Here is a 20847-nt window from a genome sequence, read left to right as displayed (position 1 = left end):
GCCACCGTGCCGGGCGGTGTGGCCAATGTGCAGGACATCTACCCACTGGCGCCTCTGCAGTCAGGCATTCTTTATCACCACCTGGCCGCCGAAATCGGCGACCCCTATGTGTTGCAGACACAGTTCGCCTTCGATAACCGCGAGCGTCTGAACGCCTTTGTTCAGGCCTTGCAGATGGTCATCGATCGTCACGACATTCTGCGCACCAGCGTGGTATGGGACGGTCTGGACTCGCCGGTGCAAGTGGTCTGGCGTCAGGCACAGTTGCACCTTGACGCACTTGAGCTTGATCCGGCAGACGGCGATATCGGTGCGCAACTGCACAGCCGCTTTGATCCGCGTCATTACCGACTGGACATCGGCCAGGCACCTTTGATGCGTGTGGCCTATGCCGAAGACCCGCTCAACCAGCGCATCTGCGCGATGCTGCTGTTCCATCACATGGCCCTGGACCACGTAGCGCTGGAAGTGGTGAAGCATGAAATGCAGGCATGGCTGGCGGGCGAGGCCGACACTGTGGCGGCGTCGGTACCCGTGCCGTATCGCAACTATGTGGCCCAGGCACGCCTGGGTGTCAGCCAGGCAGATCACGAAGCATTTTTCCGCGACATGCTCGGCGATATCGACGAGCCGACCCTGCCGTTCGGCCTGATGGATGTGCAGGGTGAAGGTCGTGACATCGAGGAGGCCAGCCTGGCGCTGGACCCTCAGTTAAATCTGCGCCTGCGGGCTCAGGCCCGGCAACAAGGGGTGAGTGCCGCAAGTCTGGTGCACCTGGCGTGGGCTCAGGTGTTGGGCAAGGTATCAAACAAGCAGGATGTGGTGTTCGGCACCGTCCTGATGGGCCGGATGCAAGGTGGCGAAGGAACCGAGCGGGCTTTGGGGATGTTCATCAACACCTTGCCGCTGCGGGTTTCGGTGGGCGAGCAGGGCGTACGTGATGGGGTCAAGACCACTCATAAACGTCTGACGGCCTTGCTGGGTCACGAACATGCCTCACTGGCGTTGGCCCAGCGTTGCAGCGGGGTTGCCGCGCCGGCACCCTTGTTCAGCGCGCTGCTCAACTACCGCCATAGCGGGGTCGGCAGTGTGTCCGACCAGGCCATGCAGGCCTGGCAGGGCATTGCGGTCCTCAGCGGCGAAGAACGCACCAACTACCCACTGACCTTGAACGTCGACGATCTGGGCGAAGGGTTCAGCCTGACGGCGCTGGTGGTTTCGTCAATCGGCGCGCAACGTGTGTGCGGCTACATGCACACGGCGCTGGAAAACCTGTTGACGGCGCTGGAGCAGACGCCAGAAACGTCGTTGCAAGGTTTATCTATCCTGCCAGCTGTCGAGCGCGAGCAGTTGCTGGTGGCGTTCAACGACACCGTGCTGGATTACGACAAAGAACAGACCATTCACGGGATGTTCGAAGCGCAGGTAGAGCGCACACCGGAAGCGCTGGCAGTCGTCCACAGCGAACAGAGTCTGACCTATCGCGAGCTTAACGAGCAGGCCAACCGCCTTGCCCATGCCCTGCGCAAGCAGGGTGTTCAGCCTGACTCTCGCGTCGGGATCTGTGTAGAACGCGGCGCGGAAATGGTCGTCGGTTTGCTGGCGATTCTAAAGGCGGGCGGCGGTTACGTACCGCTTGATCCGGCTTACCCGGCAGAACGGATTGCTTATATGTTGCAGGACAGCGCTCCGGCGGCAGTTTTGGTTCAAACAGCTACTCAGGGCTTGCTGGCCGATGTTTCGGTGCCAGTCATCAATCTTGATCTGAGCGATTGGCAGGACCAGTCCGTCCAGAATCCGCAGGTGCCTGGGCTGACTTCCGCGCACCTGGCCTACCTGATCTACACCTCGGGTTCGACCGGCTTGCCGAAAGGCGTGATGATCGAACACCGCAACACCGTGAACTTCCTGAGCTGGGCGCATAAGGCGTTCGACGGCTGTGCACTGGAAAAAACGCTGTTCTCCACTTCGCTGAACTTCGACCTCGCCGTCTACGAGTGCTTCGCGCCGCTGACGTCGGGAGGCAGTATCGAAGTTGTCAAAAACGTGCTGGAACTGCAACACGGCGAGCACGATATCGGCCTGATCAACACCGTACCGTCGGCGCTTAAAGCGCTGCTGGACGTCGATGGTCTGCCGGAATCGGTCCACACCGTAAACGTGGCCGGTGAAGCGCTGAAGCGCAGCCTGGTTGAGTCGCTGTTCGAGAAGACCGGCGTGCAGCGCCTGTGCAACCTGTATGGCCCATCTGAAACAACCACGTACTCAAGCTGGGTGGCGATGGATCGCGAAGACGGCTTCGCTGCACACATCGGCAAACCGGTTGGCAATACACAGTTTTATCTGCTGGACGAACAGCAACAGCCCGTGCCACTGGGTGTTGCGGGTGAAATCTACATTGGCGGTGCCGGTGTGGCTCGTGGCTACCTGAACCGTGACGACCTCACTGCCGAACGCTTCCTCAAAGACCCGTTCAGCCAAAACCCAGCGGCACGCATGTACCGCACCGGCGACCTGGGTCGCTATCTGGCGGATGGTAATATCCAGTACCTGGGTCGTAACGACGATCAGGTGAAAATCCGTGGCTTCCGCATCGAGCTGGGCGAGATCGATGCACGCTTGGCCAAACACCCAGCCATTCATGAAGCAGTGGTGGCTGCCCGCGAAGATGTTCCGGGTGACAAGCGTCTGGTGGCTTATTACACACTGAGCGCAGGGCAGGCTTCGGTAGACATCGACAGCCTGCGCGGCTGGCTGCAGGAACAATTGCCGGCCTACATGATTCCGGTGGCCTATGTGCTGCTCGATGCACTGCCACTGACCCCGAATGGCAAGCTGGACCGCAAGGCCCTGCCAGCACCGGACGCCGGTGCACTGATCAGCCGTGGTTATGAAGCCCCACAAGGCGAAACCGAAACGCAGATCGCGGCTATCTGGCAAGACCTGCTGGGCGTTGCCCAGGTCGGTCGACACGACAACTTCTTCGAGTTGGGCGGTCATTCGCTGCTGGCCGTCAGCCTGATCGGACGTATGCGTCAGTCGGGCTTGAGCTCGGACGTGCGCGTGCTGTTCGGTCAGCCGACGCTGGCTGCACTGGCAGCGGCAGTCGGTGCTGGCACGGAAGTGGTAGTGCCCGCCAACCTGATTGATGAACACTGTGAATACATCACTCCGGACCTGCTGCCGCTGGCCGACCTGACCCAGGCGCATATCGATCAGGTGGTCGCAGGCGTGCCGGGCGGCGTGGCCAATGTGCAGGATATCTACCCGTTGGCGCCGCTGCAGGAAGGCATTCTCTATCACCATATCGCTGCGGAGCAGGGCGACCCCTATGTCTTGCAGACCCGGTTCGCATTTGATGACCGCCAGCGCCTGGATGCATTTGCCGAAGCGTTGCAGCTGGTCATCGATCGTCACGACATCCTGCGCACCAGCGTGGTGTGGCAAGGTCTCGACTCGCCGGTGCAGGTGGTCTGGCGTCAGGCGCAGTTGCACCTTGAAGCGCTTGAACTGGATCCGGCGAACGGTGATATCGCAGAGCAACTGCACAGCCGTTTCGACCCGCGCCACTACCGTCTGGACATCGGCCAGGCACCCTTGATGCGTGTGGCTTACGCCGAAGACCCGCTCAATCAGCGGATCTGCGCGATGCTGCTGTTCCACCACATGGCCCTGGATCATGTGGCGCTGGAGGTAGTGAAACACGAAATCCAGACCAGCTTGATGGGGCAGGCGGCACAACTGGGCAGCCCGGTGCCGTACCGCAACTATGTGGCTCAGGCGCGTCTGGGGGTGAGCGAAGCGGATCACGAAGCATTCTTCCGCGACATGCTCGGCGACATCGAAGAGCCGACCTTGCCGTTCGGCCTGATGAATGTGCAGGGTGACGGTCGCGATATTGAAGAGCACACCCTGGTCCTCGAGCCTCAACTGGACCTGCGCCTGCGGGCCCAGGCCCGGCAGCTTGGAGTAAGCGTTGCCAGCCTGGCACACCTGGCCTGGGCGCAGGTCCTGAGCAAGGTTTCAGGCAGGCAGGACGTGGTGTTCGGCACCGTACTGATGGGCCGGATGCAAGGCGGCGAGGGCGCCGAGCGTTCGCTGGGGATGTTTATCAACACCTTGCCGCTGCGCGTCGATATCGACACCTGCGCGGTACGCCAGGCGGTGCGTCAGACCCACACCCGTTTGACCGGTTTGCTCGGTCATGAGCATGCGCCTTTGGTATTGGCCCAGCGTTGCAGCGCGGTGGCCGCGCCGCTGCCATTGTTCAGTGCGCTGCTCAACTACCGCCACAGTGCGGTTGGCAGTGTGTCCGAACAGGCCGTGCAGTCCTGGCAGGGTATCCATGCCCTGAGCAGTGAAGAACGCACCAACTACCCGTTGATTCTGAACGTCGATGATATGGGTGCGGGTTTCGGCCTGAATGTACAGGCGGTGGCCGGTATCGATGCGCGGCGCATCTGCGACTATATGCAGACCGTCTTGAGCCATCTGGCCGAAGCCCTTGAATCCGCGCCGGACTCAGCGGTGTGCGACTTATCGGTAGTGCCGGAAGCCGAACGGCAGCAACTGCTGGTGGCGTTCAACGACACCACGCGGGATTACCCGCAGCAACAGACCTTGCAGAGTCTGTTCGAAGCCCAGGCACGGGCTTGCCCCGACGCTTGCGCTGCAATCCACGATGGCGTGGCCATGAGCTATGCCGAACTCAACACCCGGGCCAATCGCCTGGCGCGGCATCTGCTGGGGCTCGGTGTGCAGCCGGGTGACAGCGTGGCGATCCTGCTGGAACGCAGCCTCGACCTGCTCGCCAGCCAGCTGGCGGTGCTCAAGTGCGCGGCGGTGTACATACCGCTGGACATCAATGCACCGGTCGAACGTCAGACGTTCATGATCGAAGACAGTCAGGCGCGTGTTCTGCTGACTCACAGCCAGGTGTCGCTGACGACCGCTGTGCAGCGTGTTGACCTCGATGGCCTGAAAGTAGAGAACTTTAAAGGCACCGACCTGGCATTGCCGCAGTCCAGCGAAAGCGTCGCTTACATCATGTACACCTCAGGCTCCACCGGCACGCCGAAAGGTGTGCTGGTGCCGCATAGGGCCATCAGCCGGCTGGTGATCAACAACGGTTACGCCGATTTCAATGCACAGGATCGCGTAGCTTTCGCTTCAAATCCTGCGTTTGATGCCAGCACGCTTGACGTTTGGGCACCGGTGCTCAATGGCGGTTGCGTGGTGGTTATCGGGCAGAACGACTTGCTGTCCCCGCGCGATTTCCAGCGCCTGTTGCTGGAGCAATCGGTAACCGTGCTATGGATGACCGCCGGGTTGTTCCATCAATACGCTTCAGGGCTGGGCGAGGCCTTTTCGCGCCTGCGCTACCTGATTGTCGGCGGCGATGTGCTGGACCCTGCCGTTATTGGCCGGGTGCTGGCCAACAGTCCTCCACAGCATCTGCTCAACGGCTACGGCCCGACCGAGGCGACGACGTTTTCCGCGACCTACGAAATTACGTCGGTCGGCAATGGCTCGATTCCTATAGGCAAACCGGTGGGTAACAGCCGCCTGTATGTGCTCGATGGCCAAGGCCAACCGTTACCGCTGGGCGTGCCCGGCGAGCTGTATATCGGCGGGCAGGGCGTTGCCAAGGGCTATTTGAATCGTGCTGAATTGAGCGCCACGCAGTTTGTCGTCGATCCGTTCAGTGCGTCGGAAAACGCACTGATGTACCGCACCGGCGACCTGGTTCGCTGGCGTGCCGACGGCAACCTGGAATACCTGGGTCGCAATGACGATCAGGTGAAAATCCGCGGTTTCCGTGTTGAACTGGGTGAAATCGAAGCGCGCCTGGCCGAACATCCTGATGTTCTAGAGGCCGTGGTGCTTTGCCGTCAGGACACACCTGGCGACAAGCGTCTGGTGGCGTATGTCACAGCGCAGCAGCCTGTCGACATCGAACACCTGCGTAGCCATCTGCAAGGCCTGTTGCCGGAGTACATGGTGCCCGCGGCCTACGTGCAGCTCGATGCGCTGCCGCTGACCGCCAACGGCAAGCTCGACCGCAAGGCCCTGCCAATGCCGGATGCGCAATCGCTCATCAGTCGTGGTTATGAAGCACCTCAGGGCGAGGTTGAGACCCTGCTGGCGTCGATCTGGGCTGACGTGCTCAAGGTCGGGCAGGTCGGTCGCCATGATCACTTCTTCGAACTGGGCGGCCACTCGCTGCTCGCGGTTAAATTGATCGAACGCATGCGTCAGGTCGGCCTGAGTGCCGACGTACGCGTACTGTTCAGCCAGCCTACGCTAGCCGCACTGGCGGCAGCGGTCGGTGGTGGCACGGAAGTCATGGTGCCGGCCAATCTGATCCCGGAACGCTGCGAACACATCACACCGGACCTGCTGCCACTGATCAGCCTGACTCAGGCGCAGATCGACCGCGTCGTGAAGCATGTGCCCGGTGGTGCCGCTAACGTGCAGGACATTTACCCGCTGGCACCTTTGCAGGCAGGCATTCTCTATCACCACATCAGTGCCGAGCAGGGCGACCCGTATACCCTGAAAGCGCTGTTCAGTCTGCGCGACCGCGCACGACTGGATGACTTCAGCCGTGCCTTGCAAGGGGTGGTCAACCGTCACGATATCCTGCGCACCGCTGTGCTGTGGGAGGGTCTCGAAGAACCGCTGCAAGTGGTGCTGCGTCAGGCTGAAATGCACGTCACCGAGGTGTACCTAGACCCGGCAGACGGCCCGCTGGCCGAGCAATTGCACGAGCGCTTCGATTCTCGGCATTACCGCCTCGACGTACGCCAAGCGCCCTTGATGCAGATTGTCTTTAGCCATGATCCGCTCAACGATCGCTGGCTGGCGATGCTGCTGTTCCATCACCTGGTCAACGACGCCACCTCGCTGTACGTGGTGTTGCGTGAACTTCAGGCGCACCTGCTCGGTCAGCACGCTGCTCTGGGTCAGAGCGTGCCGTATCGCAACTACGTAGCCCAGGCTCGCCTGGGTGTCAGCGAGGCACAGCACGAAGCCTTCTTCCGCGACATGCTCAGCGATATCGACGAGCCAACGCTGCCATTCGGTTTGCAGGATGTGCAGGACGGTGGTCGTGACCTCGAAGAGGCGAGCGTGATCCTGCCCGCTGAACTGGACCTGCGTTTGCGGGCTCAGGCCCGGCAAGCCGGCGTCAGCGCAGCGAGCCTGATGCACCTGGCGTGGGCGCGGGTGCTCGGCAGTGTCTCGGCCCGTGACCAGGTCGTGTTCGGCACCGTACTGCTAGGCCGTATGCAGGCCGGCGAGGGTGCCGACCGTGCGTTGGGCATGTTTATCAACACCTTGCCGCTGCGCGTCGATGTCGGCGCTACAACGGTGGTCGAGGGACTGAAAGCTACGCACAGGCAACTGACGGCGTTGCTGGGCCATGAACACGCACCGCTGGTACTCGCCCAGCGTTGCAGCGGCGTGGCGGCACCGACACCACTGTTCAGCGCGCTGCTCAACTACCGGCACAGCGGCGTGAACGATGTTTCGGCAGAAACCGCCACTGCCTGGGAAGGGATCGAGTCCTTTGGCGCCAAGGACCACACCAACTACCCGTTGACCCTGAACGTGGACGACGTGGGTAACGGGTTCAGTCTGACCGTACAGGTCAGCAGCGAAGTCGGTGCCAAACGGGTCTGTGGTTACATGCAGACCGTGCTGGAGCATCTGGCGGATGCACTTGAGCAGTCACCGTCCCTGGCCCTCGACAGCCTGCCGACCCTGCCGGTCGACGAGCGTGAGCAGTTGCTGGTGCAGTTCAACGACACCGCTCTGGATTACCCGCACGAACAGACCATTCATGGCTTATTCGAAGCGCAAGCCAAGCGCACACCGGAAGCACTGGCAGTGGTGCACGGCGAACAGCGCCTGACGTACCGCGAGCTTAACGAGCAGACCAACCGTCTTGCCCATGCCTTGCGCAAGCAGGGTGTGCAGCCGGATTCCAGAGTCGGAATCTGTGTAGAACGCGGCGCGGAAATGGTCGTCGGTTTGCTGGCGATCCTCAAGGCGGGCGGCGGTTACGTGCCGCTCGACCCGGCGTATCCAGCGGAGCGTATTGCGTACATGTTGCAGGACAGCGCTCCGGCAGCCGTGCTGGCTCACACCGCTACTCAGGGCTTGCTGGCCGACGTTTCGGTGCCAGTCATCAATCTTGACCTGAGCGATTGGCAGGACGAATCCGTCCAGAATCCGCAGGTACCGGGGCTGACTTCCGCACATCTGGCCTACCTGATCTACACCTCGGGTTCGACCGGCTTGCCGAAAGGCGTGATGATCGAACACCGCAACACCGTGAACTTCCTGAGCTGGGCGCATAGTGCTTTCGATGCGTCTGCTCTGGAAAAAACACTCTTCTCTACCTCGCTGAACTTCGATCTTGCGGTCTACGAGTGCTTTGCGCCGCTAACGTCGGGCGGCAGCATCGACGTCGTTAAAAACGTCCTTGAACTGCAACACGGCGAGCACGATATCGGCCTGATCAACACGGTACCGTCGGCGCTGAAAGCACTACTGGACGTTGACGGTCTGCTGGCAACGGTTCACACGGTGAACGTGGCCGGTGAAGCGCTCAAGCGTAGCCTGGTGGAATCGCTGTTCGAGAAGACTGGCGTGCAGCGCCTGTGCAACCTCTATGGCCCGTCTGAAACCACCACCTATTCAAGCTGGGTGGCCATGGATCGCGAAGACGGCTTCGCTCCACACATCGGCAAACCGGTTGGCAACACACAGTTTTATCTGCTGGATGAGCAACAGCAGCCTGTTCCACTGGGTGTTGCGGGTGAAATCTACATCGGCGGTGCCGGTGTGGCTCGTGGCTACCTGAACCGTGACGACCTCACTGCCGAACGCTTCCTCAAGGACCCGTTTAGCCAAAACCCAGCGGCACGCATGTACCGCACCGGCGACCTGGGTCGCTATCTGGCGGATGGCAATATCCAGTACCTGGGTCGTAACGACGATCAGGTGAAAATCCGCGGCTTCCGCATCGAGCTGGGCGAGATCGATGCACGCTTGGCCAAACACCCAGCCATTCATGAAGCAGTGGTGGCTGCCCGCGAAGATGTTCCGGGTGACAAGCGTCTGGTGGCTTATTACACACTGAGCGCAGGGCATGCTTCGGTAGATATCGACAGCCTTCGCGCCTGGCTGCAGGAGCAATTGCCGGCGCATATGATCCCGGTGGCCTATGTGCTGCTCGACGCACTGCCGCTGACGCCGAACGGCAAGCTGGACCGCAAGGTCTTGCCAGCACCGGACGCCGATGCACTGATCCGCCGTGGTTATGAAGCCCCGCAAGGCGAAACCGAAACCCTGCTGGCGGGAATCTGGAGCGACTTGCTCTCGGTTGAACGCATCAGCCGTCACGACCAGTTCTTCGAACTCGGTGGCCACTCGTTGCTGGCCATGCGTTTGATTTCGCAGATTCGCCAGCAACTGGGTGTCGAACTGAGCCTGGCCGCGCTGTTTGCCCACCCCGAACTAAGCGCCCTGGCACTGGCCATCGCCCGCGCCGGACGCAGCATCCTGCCGGATATCGTGCCAGTGGCACGCGATCAGGCCTGGCCACTGTCGTTCGGCCAGCAACGTCTGTGGTTCCTCGCGCAGATGGAAGGCGCCAGCGCGGCCTATCACATGCCTATCGGCCTGAGCCTGCATGGCGAGCTGGACCGTACGGCGATGCAACGGGCGCTGGAGCGCATCGTCGCGCGCCATGAGGGCTTGCGCACCACCTTCATTCAGGGCGATGACGAACAGCCATTGCAACGGATCAGCCCGGCGGATGCCGGCTTCAACCTGCAACTGCATGATCTGCAAGGGCTGGTGGAAGCCAAAGAGAAGCTTCAGGCACTGGCCAGCGAAGAGTCGCTGCAAAGCTTCGATCTGGAACAGGGCCCGTTGATCCGTGGCCGCCTGATTCGTATGGCCGAGGACCATCACGTCCTGTTGCTGACCATGCACCACATCGTTTCCGATGGCTGGTCGATTGGCGTGCTGACCCGTGAACTGGCCGCGCTCTATGCGGCATTCAGTCAGGGCCAGGACGACCCGCTGACGCCTCTGACGCTGCACTACCTGGACTACGCGGTGTGGCAGCGTCGCTGGTTGAGCGGCGATTTGCTACAGCAACAAAGCGACTACTGGCAGCAAACCCTGGCAGATGCTCCGGCGCTGCTGATGCTGCCCACCGACCGGGCGCGTCCGGCGCAGCAGGACTATGCCGGCGCGGTGCTGCCCATCGTTTTCGACCAGGACCTGACTCGCGGCCTCAAGGCCTTGAGCCAACGTCACGGCAGCACCCTGTTCATGACTGCAATGGCGGCCTGGGCTGCGCTGTTGGGACGTCTGTCCGGTCAGGACGACGTGGTCATCGGCACGCCGGTGGCCAACCGTACACGCAGTGAAGTCGAAGGATTGGTGGGCCTGTTCGTCAATACCCTGGCGATCCGCGTCGACCTCAGCGACAAGCCCACGGCAGAGACGCTGCTGGCGCGGGTCAAGACCAACACGTTAGGCGCTCAGGACCATCAGGACCTGCCGTTCGAGCAAGTGGTGGAAGTGATCAAGCCGGTGCGCAGCCTGTCGCACAGCCCGGTGTTCCAGGCCATGCTCAGTTGGCAGGACATGGGCGGCGGGGATTTCGCCCTCGGCGATCTGCAACTGGAAAGCCTGAGCGCTGGCCATACGCTGTCCAAGTTCGATCTCTCGCTGGACATCGGCGAAGCCCAGGGCCAACTGTTCGGTTCGCTGGAATACGCCACTGCGTTGTTCGACGAAAGCACCATCGCGCGTTATCTGGGGTACTTGCAGCGCTTGCTGCACGCCATGGTCGCCGATGATCGCCAGGTACTGGAACAGGTGCCACTGCTCGATACGGTGGAACGCAAGCATCTGCTGGTCGACCTTAACGCTACCGACGTGCCTTACCCGCAAGACGCCACGATTCATCAGCTATTCGAAGAAAAGGTCCAGGCCCAGCCCGACGCCATTGCCGTGGCCTTCCAGGCACAACGCTTGAGCTATGCCGAACTGAACCGTCAGGCCAACCGCCTGGCTCATCACCTGATCGGCATGGGCATCGGCCCGGATGATCGGGTGGCGATCTGCGTCGAACGTGGGGTGAAAATGATAGTCGGGCTGCTCGGTGTGCTCAAAGCCGGCGCCGCCTATGTGCCGTTGGACCCGGCATATCCGGCCGAGCGTCTGGCGTACATGATCAACGATAGCCAGCCATCGGCGTTGCTCACCCAGCGCGGCCTGCAGGAGCGTTTGCCAGCACTGTCCATGCCGCTGGTATTGCTCGACGACGAGCATTGCCAAGGCTTCACCGAGTGTGATGACAACCCGGTCGTAGCGACTCTCGGCGTGCGCAACCTGGCGTATGTGATCTACACCTCGGGTTCTACTGGTAATCCGAAGGGGGTGATGATCGAGCATCGCGGTCTGGTCAACTACAGCGTCGATGCTGCACGCCTGTTTGGCCTGTCCCAGAGCGACACCGTGCTGCAACAGAACACTCTTAACTTCGACCTTTCGGTGGAGGAAATCTTCCCGGCACTCCTGGCCGGTGCAACCCTGGCGCCAAGCCGCGAGATCTTCGGCAGTGAAGGCACTGAAAATCACGGCATTTACCCGACCGTCCTGCACTTGACCGCTGCCCATTGGCACACGCTGGTCGCCGAATGGCACAACCAGCCGCAGGCTGCTGAACAACGCTTGGCCGAGGTGCGCCTGATCAACGTCACCGGTGACGCATTGTCGGCACAGAAACTCAAGCTCTGGGATGAGGTGCGCCCGGCACATACGCGCCTGATCAACACCTATGGGCCAACCGAGGCGACGGTGTCTTGCACTGCGGCTTACGTCAGCCATGACGCCGTGGCCGGCAGCGAAGGCAGCGGCAACGCGACCATCGGCAAACCGATGGCCAACACGCGCATCTACCTGCTTGATGCCCACCAGCAGCCAGTACCGTATGGCGTGGCCGGTGAGATTTTCATCGGTGGCGACGGGGTAGCGCGGGGTTACCTGAACCTTGCCGAGGTCAACGCAGAGCGCTTCCTCGCGGATCCGTTCAGCAACAGCCCTGATGCCAGAATGTACAAAACCGGTGACCTGGCACGCTACATGGTCGACGGCCGTATCGAATACCTGGGCCGTAACGACTTCCAGGTCAAGGTGCGCGGTTTCCGTATCGAACTGGGCGAAATCGAAGCCCGTCTCGGCAATTGCAAAGGGGTCAAGGAAGCGGTGGTGATCGCTCGGGAGGACAATCCCGGTGAAAAACGTCTCGTGGCCTACGTGATCGCCCAGCCACAAGCGAGTCTGGATGTCGCCAGACTGCGCGCCGAGCTGGCACCGCAACTGGCCGAATACATGCTGCCGAGCGCGTTCGTGCTGCTCGATGCACTGCCGCTGACACCTAACCGTAAACTCGATCGCAACGCCTTGCCGGCCCCGGCGGACGATGCTTTTGCCAGTCGTCAACATGTCGCCCCGCAAGGCACCAGCGAAAAAGCCCTGGCGCAGATATGGCAGAACCTGCTCAACCTGGAAGCAGTAGGGCGTCATGACCACTTCTTCGAACTGGGTGGGCACTCGCTGCTGGCGATGCGTCTGATTTCCCAGGTGCGTCAGCGCATGGGCGTCGAGCTGAGCCTGGCGGACATCTTCGCCCAGCCGGAGCTAGCGGCACTGGCTGAGGTAGTGGCGCACGCTGCCGGCAGCAGCCAGCAGCCCATCGTGCCGGTATCTCACGATCAGGCTTTGCCGCTGTCGTTTGCCCAACAACGCCTGTGGTTCCTCGCACAGCTGGACGGTGGCAGTGCGGCTTATCACATTCCAGCCGGTCTGCGTCTGCGCGGCAGCCTCGATCAGGACGCATTGAAACGAGCGCTGGACCGCATCGTTGCGCGCCACGAGGCGTTGCGTACGACCTTTGTACAAGAGCAGGACCAGGATCCGCTGCAGCGTATCGCCCCGGCCGATATCGGTTTCAGCCTGCAACTTCAGGTGCTGACCGGGCAGGCCGATGCAGAACAACAATTGCTCGCCATCGCCACAGAAGAGGCCGAAGAGGGCTTTGATCTGCTCAATGGCCCGCTGGTGCGCGGACGCTTGGTATGCCTGGCCGATGACGACCATGTGTTGCTGGTGACCATGCACCACATCGTCTCTGACGGCTGGTCCGCAGATGTATTGACCCGTGAACTGGGCCTGCTCTATGCCGCGTTCAGTGCCGGTGCCGAAGATCCGTTGCCCGCGTTGCCGGTGCAATACGCCGACTATGCCGTGTGGCAGCGCAACTGGCTGAGCGGCGACGTACTGCAACAGCAACGCCAGTACTGGCAGCAGACTCTGGCCGGCGCGCCGTCCTTGCTGACCTTGCCGAGCGACCGGCCACGTCCCGCACAACAGGACTACAGTGGTCAGTTGCTCGGGCTGGTGCTCGACGCCGACCTGACCCGTGGCCTCAAGGCGCTGAGCCAGCGGCATGGCAGCAGCCTGTTTATGACGGTCATGGCCGCATGGGCGGCGTTGCTGGGACGTCTGGCCGGTCAGGACGACGTGGTCATCGGCACGCCGGTGGCCAACCGCATGCGCGCCGAAGTTGAGGACCTGATCGGGTTCTTCGTCAACACCCTTGCCGTGCGCGTCGACCTCTCGGGGACACCGAGCGTGCAAAACCTGTTGCAGCAGGTCAAACAGCAGACCCTGGCCGCCCAGGCGAATCAGGACCTGCCGTTCGAACAGGTGGTCGAGGTGGTTCGCCCACAACGCAGCCTGTCCCACAGCCCGATCTTCCAGGCCATGTTGTCGTGGCAGAACAACGAAGCGTCCGACCTGGCGCTTGGCGACATGGCCCTGCAGGGCGTCGCGGTGGCAGGCCATACGGCCAAGTTCGACCTGACGCTGGACATGACCGAGGTTGGCGATCAATTGATCGGCACGCTGGAATACGCCACGGCACTGTTCGACGAACGCACCATGCAGCGCTACCTGGGCTACTTCCAGCATCTGCTGGAAGCGATGGTCGCCGACGACCGCCAGTTGCTGGAACAGGTACCGTTGCTCGATGCGGTGGAACGCGAGCATCTGCTGGTCGAGCTTAACGCTAACGATGTGCCTTACCCGCAGGACTGCACGATTCATCAGCTGTTCGAAGAAAAGGTCCAGGTACAGCCCGACGCCATCGCCGTGGCCTTCGAGGCGCAGCGCTTGAGCTATGCCGAACTGGACCGTCAGGCTAACCGTCTGGCCCATCACCTGATCGGCCTGGGCATTGGCCCGGATGATCGAGTGGCTATCTGCGTCGAGCGTGGCGTGGAAATGATGATCGGCTTGCTCGGTGTGCTCAAGGCAGGAGCGGCTTATGTGCCGCTGGACCCGGCGTATCCGGCCGAGCGCCTGGCCTACATGATCAACGACAGCCAGCCAACGGCATTGCTGACCCAGCGTGATCTGCAGAAACGCCTGCCGACGCTTGCTTTGCCACTGGTGTTGCTCGACGACGATCAGCGCAACACCTTTACCGAGCGTGACGACAACCCGGTGGTGGAAGCACTCGGCGTGCGCAATCTGGCGTATGTGATCTACACCTCAGGTTCCACCGGCAATCCGAAGGGGGTGATGATCGAACATCGCGGTCTGGTCAACTACAGCGTCGATGCTGCACGCCTGTTTGGCCTGTCCCAGAGCGACACCGTGCTGCAACAGAACACCCTGAACTTCGACCTCTCGGTGGAGGAGATCTTCCCGGCGCTGCTGGCTGGCGCCACTCTGGCGCCAAGTCGCGAGATCTTCGGCAGCGAAGGCTCTGAAGATTACGATATTTATCCGACCGTCCTGCACTTGACCGCCGCCCACTGGCACACGCTGGTAGCCGAATGGCACAAGCAACCGCAGGTGGCGGCTCAGCGCCTGCAACATGTACGTCTGATCAACGTCACTGGCGATGCACTGTCAGCACAGAAGCTCAAGCTCTGGGACGAGGTGCGCCCGGCGCATACCCGCCTGATCAACACTTATGGGCCAACCGAAGCGACGGTGTCATGTACCGCCGCCTACGTCAGCCATGACGCCTTGGCTGGCAGCGAAGGCAGCGGTAACGCGACCATCGGTAAACCGATGGCCAACACGCGCATCTACCTGCTCGACGCTCACCAGCAGCCGGTGCCATACGGCGTGGCCGGTGAGATTTTCATCGGTGGTGATGGCGTGGCGCGAGGCTACCTGAACCTTGCCGAGGTCAACGCAGAGCGCTTCCTCGCGGATCCGTTCAGCAACAGCCCTGATGCCAGGATGTACAAAACTGGCGACCTGGCGCGCTACATGGCCGACGGTCGCATCGAGTACCTGGGCCGTAACGACTTCCAGGTCAAGGTGCGCGGTTTCCGTATCGAACTGGGCGAAATCGAAGCACGCCTGGGCAATTGCGCCGGGGTCAAGGAAGCGGTGGTGATCGCTCGGGAAGATAATCCGGGAGACAAACGTCTGGTGGCCTACGTAGTCGCGCAGCCGGATATGCACCTGACGGCCGCCAGCCTGCGTACCGAACTGGCGCCGCAACTGGCTGAATACATGCTGCCGAGCGCGTTCGTGATCCTCGATGCCTTGCCGTTGACGCCGAACCGCAAGCTTGACCGCAGCGCCTTGCCGGCTCCGCAAGCCGAGGCCTTTGCCAGCCGCGAACATGTGGAACCGCAAGGCGACACCGAGCTGGCGCTGGCGCAGATCTGGCAGAGCCTGCTCAATCTGGAACAGGTGGGCCGTCATGACCAGTTCTTCGAACTGGGCGGGCACTCGCTGCTGGCGATGCGTCTTATTTCCCAGGTGCGCCAGCACTTGAGCGTCGAGCTGGGCCTGGCGGATATCTTTGCCCAGCCGGAGCTCGCCGCCATGGCACGGATACTCGCCGAAGCCAAAGGCAGCGTTCAGCCACCTATTGTGCCGGTGTCCCGTGATCAGGCCTTGCCGCTGTCGTTTTCCCAGCAGCGTCTGTGGTTCCTCGCACAGCTGGAAGGCGGCAGCGCGGCTTACCATATTCCGGCTGGGCTACGTGTACGTGGCGCTCTGGATAAATCTGCCTTGGAGCGTGCGCTGGACCGTATCGTGGCTCGCCACGAAGTGCTGCGTACGACCTTTGTGCAGGATCAGGACCAGGATCCGGTACAGCGCATCGCCCCGGCCGATATCGGTTTCAGCCTGCAACTGCAGGTGCTGACCGGGCAGGCGGATGCTGAAGAGCAACTGCTCGCCATCACCGCTGAAGAGGCAAACGAAGGCTTTGATCTGCTCAACGGCCCGCTGGTACGCGGACGCCTGGTGCGCATGGCCGACGACGATCATGTGTTGCTGGTGACGATGCACCATATAGTCTCCGACGGCTGGTCTGCGGATGTGCTGACTCAAGAACTGGGTGCGCTCTATGCCGCGTTCAGTGCCGGTGCCGAAGATCCGCTGCCCGCGTTGCCGGTGCAATACGCCGACTATGCCGTGTGGCAGCGCAACTGGCTGAGCGGCGACGTGCTGCAGCAACAGCGCCAGTACTGGCAGCAGGCCCTGGGCGGTGCGCCAGCGTTGCTGACCTTGCCGACCGACCGGCCACGCCCGGCACAACAGGACTACAGCGGCAACATTCGCGGCCTGGTGCTCGATGCAGAGCTGACCCGTGGCCTCAAGGCCCTGAGCCAGCGGCATGGCAGCACGCTGTTCATGACCGTGATGGTTGCATGGGCCTCGCTGCTGGGGCGTCTGGCCGGTCAGGACGATGTGGTGATCGGTACACCAGTAGCCAACCGCCTGCGTGCCGAGGTGGAGGACCTGATCGGGTTCTTCGTCAACACCCTGGCGATACGCGTCGATCTCTCCGGCGCACCCAGCGTCGAAGCATTGATGCAGCAGGTCAAGCGCCAAACGCTGGCAGCGCAGACCCATCAGGACCTGCCGTTCGAACAGGTGGTCGAGGTGGTTCGCCCGCAACGCAGCCTGTCCCACAGCCCGATCTTCCAGGCCATGTTGTCCTGGCAGAACAACGAAACGTCCGATCTGGCGCTGGGCAATATGAACCTGCAAGGCTTGGCGGTGAACGACCACACGGCCAAGTTCGACCTGGTGCTGGACATGACCGAGGTCGGCGATCAATTGGTCGGCACGCTGGAATACGCTACGGCGCTGTTCGACGAAAGCACCATGGTCCGTTACCTGGGCTATTTCCAGCGATTGCTGGAAGCCATGGTCGCCAATGAACACCGCATCCTGGAGCACGTGCCATTGGTGGATGCGGTCGAGCGCGAGCACCTGTTGAGCGGTCTTAATGCAGCCGAACGTGCTTACCCTCAGGGTCAGCTGATGCATCGCCTTTTCGAGGCGCATGCAGCGTCTCGACCTCAGGCGCTTGCGGCCCGTCAAGGTGAGCAGACGCTGACCTACGCCGAGCTCGACAGCCGCGCCAACACCCTGGCTCAGCACTTGCGCCAACACGGCGTGAAAGCGGGAACCCGAGTGGCGATCCTGCTGGATCGTTCGGTGGAGCTATTGACCGGTATGCTGGCCACGCTCAAGTGTGGCGCGGCTTACCTGGCGCTGGATCGCCTGGCCCCCGAGGAGCGTGTGCGCTTCATGCTCGAGGACAGCGAAGCACTCATGTTGCTGACCCGCAGCGAGCTGACGGCACCTGAAACGACGCCGCGACTCGATCTGGACAACCTGGACCTATCAGTGGCTCACCAGGTGCCAGTCACGCTTGCCGATGAGGTCGCAGGCGAGACTCCGGCGTGCATCATCTACACCTCCGGTTCCACCGGCATGCCCAAGGGCGTGATTGTGACCCACAACGGCATTGTGCGGCTGGTGCGGGACAACTATGACTTCCGTGCCGATGACCGCGTGGCGTTTTCTTCCAACCCGGCGTTCGACGCCAGCAGCCCGGAAATCTGGGGTGCCTTGCTCAACGGCGGTCAGTCGATAATCGTCGAGCCTTCAGTGTTGCTTGAGCCGACAGCCTTTGCCGCCTTGCTCAAACGCCATGCAGTGACGGTGATGTTCAGTTCGACCGCCTTGTTCAACCTGCATGCCGGGTTGATTCCCGAAGCGCTGGCGGGCTTGCGCATGCTGGAGTGCGGTGGCGAACGGGCGGATCCGGCGTCGTTCCGCCGGGTGCGTGAGCATTCGTCTCAAGTGCGCCTGTTCAACGGCTACGGCCCGACCGAGGGCACGACGTGCGCTACTCGTTACGAAGTGTTCGACGTGCAGCCGGGCACCCTGAGCCTGCCAATCGGCAAACCCAACGCCAACGTGCGCATCTATCTGCTCGACGCGTGCGGCGAGCCGGTGCCGATGGGCAGCGTTGGCGAGATCTATATCGGCGGTGTCGGCGTCGCGCTTGGCTACCTGAATCGCGCGGAACTCACTGCTGAACGCTTCAGCGACGACCCGTTCAGTCAGCAGGCGGGGGCGCGGCTCTATCGCACCGGCGACCTGGCGCGCTGGTTGCCGGACGGCAACCTCGAATACCTGGCGCGTAATGATGGTCAGGTGAAGGTCCGCGGCTTCCGGGTCGAGCTTGGGGAAGTCGAAAGCAGCCTGCATGGGTGTGATGGCGTACGCAACTCCGTGGTCGTGGCGCGCGAAGACAGCCCGGGCGACACGCGGCTGGTGGCGTATTACACCGTGCATGCGGGCGTTGAAGCACCCGAGCCGGAGGCCTTGCGTGCGCAACTGAGCGCCGGATTGCCGGAATACATGGTCCCGAGCGTCTTCATCTGCCTGCCAGATTTGCCGCTCACGCTCAATGGCAAGGTGGATGTCCAGGCGCTGCCAGCACCAACGGCGGATCAGTTCGCGAGCCATGCGTTTGAAGCCCCGGTAGGGGAGTTGGAGATTCGTCTGGCGAAAGCCTGGGCGCAAGTACTTGAATTACAACAGGTGGGCCGTTATGACAGCTTCTTCAATCTCGGAGGTCACTCGCTGATGGCAGTGCGACTGGTCAACCAACTGGTACAGAGTGGTTTGTCGGTGTCTCTGGCCGACGTTTTCCAGCACGCCAGCGTCGCGGACCTGGCGGGCCTGCTGGACAGCCGCAGCAAAGAGGCTGCACCGCAGCTTCATGAACAACTGGTGCCGGTGCGTACCACCGGTAGTCAGCGTCCGCTGTTCCTGGTTCATGAGTTCACTGGCCAGGACGTGCATTTCCCTGCGCTGGCGGTGCACATCGATAGCGATATTCCGGTCTACGGGTTGAGCGGCATCCCCCTCGGTCAGGAGCAGCTGCAGACCATGGAATGCCTGGCAACACGCTTGTTGAGTGCGATGCGCAGCGTTCAGCCGCACGGACCTTATCGCTTGGCGGGCTGGTCGTTCGGTGGGCTTCTGGCCTACGAAATCGCCATCCAGCTGGAGGGTATGGACGAGGAGGTGGAGTTTATCGGCCTGCTCGACACCTACATGCCGCGCCTGGTGGATCAGGGTCGCGAACGCTGGGACCTGCAGACCGCCCACCGTCAGCACCTGCTGGAACACTGCGAGCAGTTCTGGAGAGCACGAGGCGAATGCACGCAGGCCCTTGAGGCCCTTGAGCGAGTGCTTACAAACCGGCAGGCCTTTGATTTCGCCGGGCTCCTGCAACACTGTCGTGAGCAGGGTGCGCTGCCTCCGGAGCTGGAAACCTACACGACCGAGGATCTTTGGCGGTACCTCGACCGAGAGGTGGCTCACGGTCATGCGCAGGCCAATTACACGGTTTATCCCAACAGCGTGCCGCTGCACTTGTTTACCGCCATCGAGTGGGAACCCAACTCGCAGAAACACAGCGGTTACCTGGGTTGGGATAGCGTCCTGCCAGTCGGTCAGTTGCGCAGTATCAAGGTCGCGGGCGATCACTTGAGCATGATGAAGCCGCCGCATATCGAGGGCCTGGGTCAGGCGATCAGCCAGGCGTTGGCTGATCTGCCCGATCGGCCGCGGGGGGCTGAAAGCGCCCACCGGCCGTTGCTGACGATTCAGGGCGGACGTCGCGATCACGCGCCAATTTTCTGTGTACCGGGGGCAGGGGACAGTGTGACCGGCTTCATCAGCCTGGCCGATGCCCTTGGGCCGCACTGGCCAATCCATGGGCTGCAACCACGCGGGCTGGATGGCCGCACGGTGCCTTACAGCCTGGTGGAAACCGCCGCCGAAGCGTATCTGCAAGCACTCGACAGCACTCATCCCGAAGGGCCGGTGCATCTGCTCGGTCATTCGTTCGGCGGCTGGGTGGCCTTTGAAATGGCCACGCGCCTGACGGCAAGCGGCAGGGAAGTGGCTTCGCTGACACTGATCGACAGCGAGTCGCCGGGCGGCAACGGCGTGGTGGGCAAACCTTACACCGCGATAGGCGTACTGGAACGTTTGATCGAGACCATGGAGCTGGCTGCGGGCAAGTCGCTGGGCATCGATCGCACGGCCTTCAGGGCCCAGGACGATATCGGCCAGATGCGCTTGTTGCACGCCGGAATGGTGCGGGCAGGGATGCTGCCGCAGCGTTCGTCGCCGGACGCGATGCGTGGGCCTGCGCGGGCCTTCGGTACGGCGTTGCGCACGCGTTATCAACCGTCGCAGATCTACACCGGACCGGTGCGTCTGGTGCTGGCTGACGACCCGGTGCTGGATGCGGCGGGCAATCAGCGCGAACAACAGGCGATGGTCAGCGGCTGGCGCCGGTGTGCCCCGGACCTCACTGTCTGGCGTGGGCCGGGCAACCATTTCACCATCCTCAAGGCGCAGCATGTACAGCATCTGGCGAACTGGTGGCTACCCCGTCAATAA

At 62.0% G+C, this 20847-nt stretch carries 1 protein-coding gene (only partly in view); it reads left to right on the top strand.

The window, feature by feature from the left end; all coding sequences use genetic code 11:
• Window positions 1-20847 carry the 3' portion of a syringopeptin non-ribosomal peptide synthetase SypC gene (sypC, locus tag JOE29_RS11555; RefSeq protein ID WP_210079524.1) on the top strand. It extends 19713 nt beyond the left edge of the window, so the window shows 20847 of its 40560 coding nt (coding positions 19714-40560); its start codon lies off the left edge, out of view; its stop codon occupies window positions 20845-20847.

The organism is Pseudomonas sp. PvP009 (assembly GCF_017832995.1).
GTDB lineage: Bacteria > Pseudomonadota > Gammaproteobacteria > Pseudomonadales > Pseudomonadaceae > Aquipseudomonas > Aquipseudomonas syringae.
This window is presented reverse-complemented; position numbering and strand designations above follow the sequence as displayed.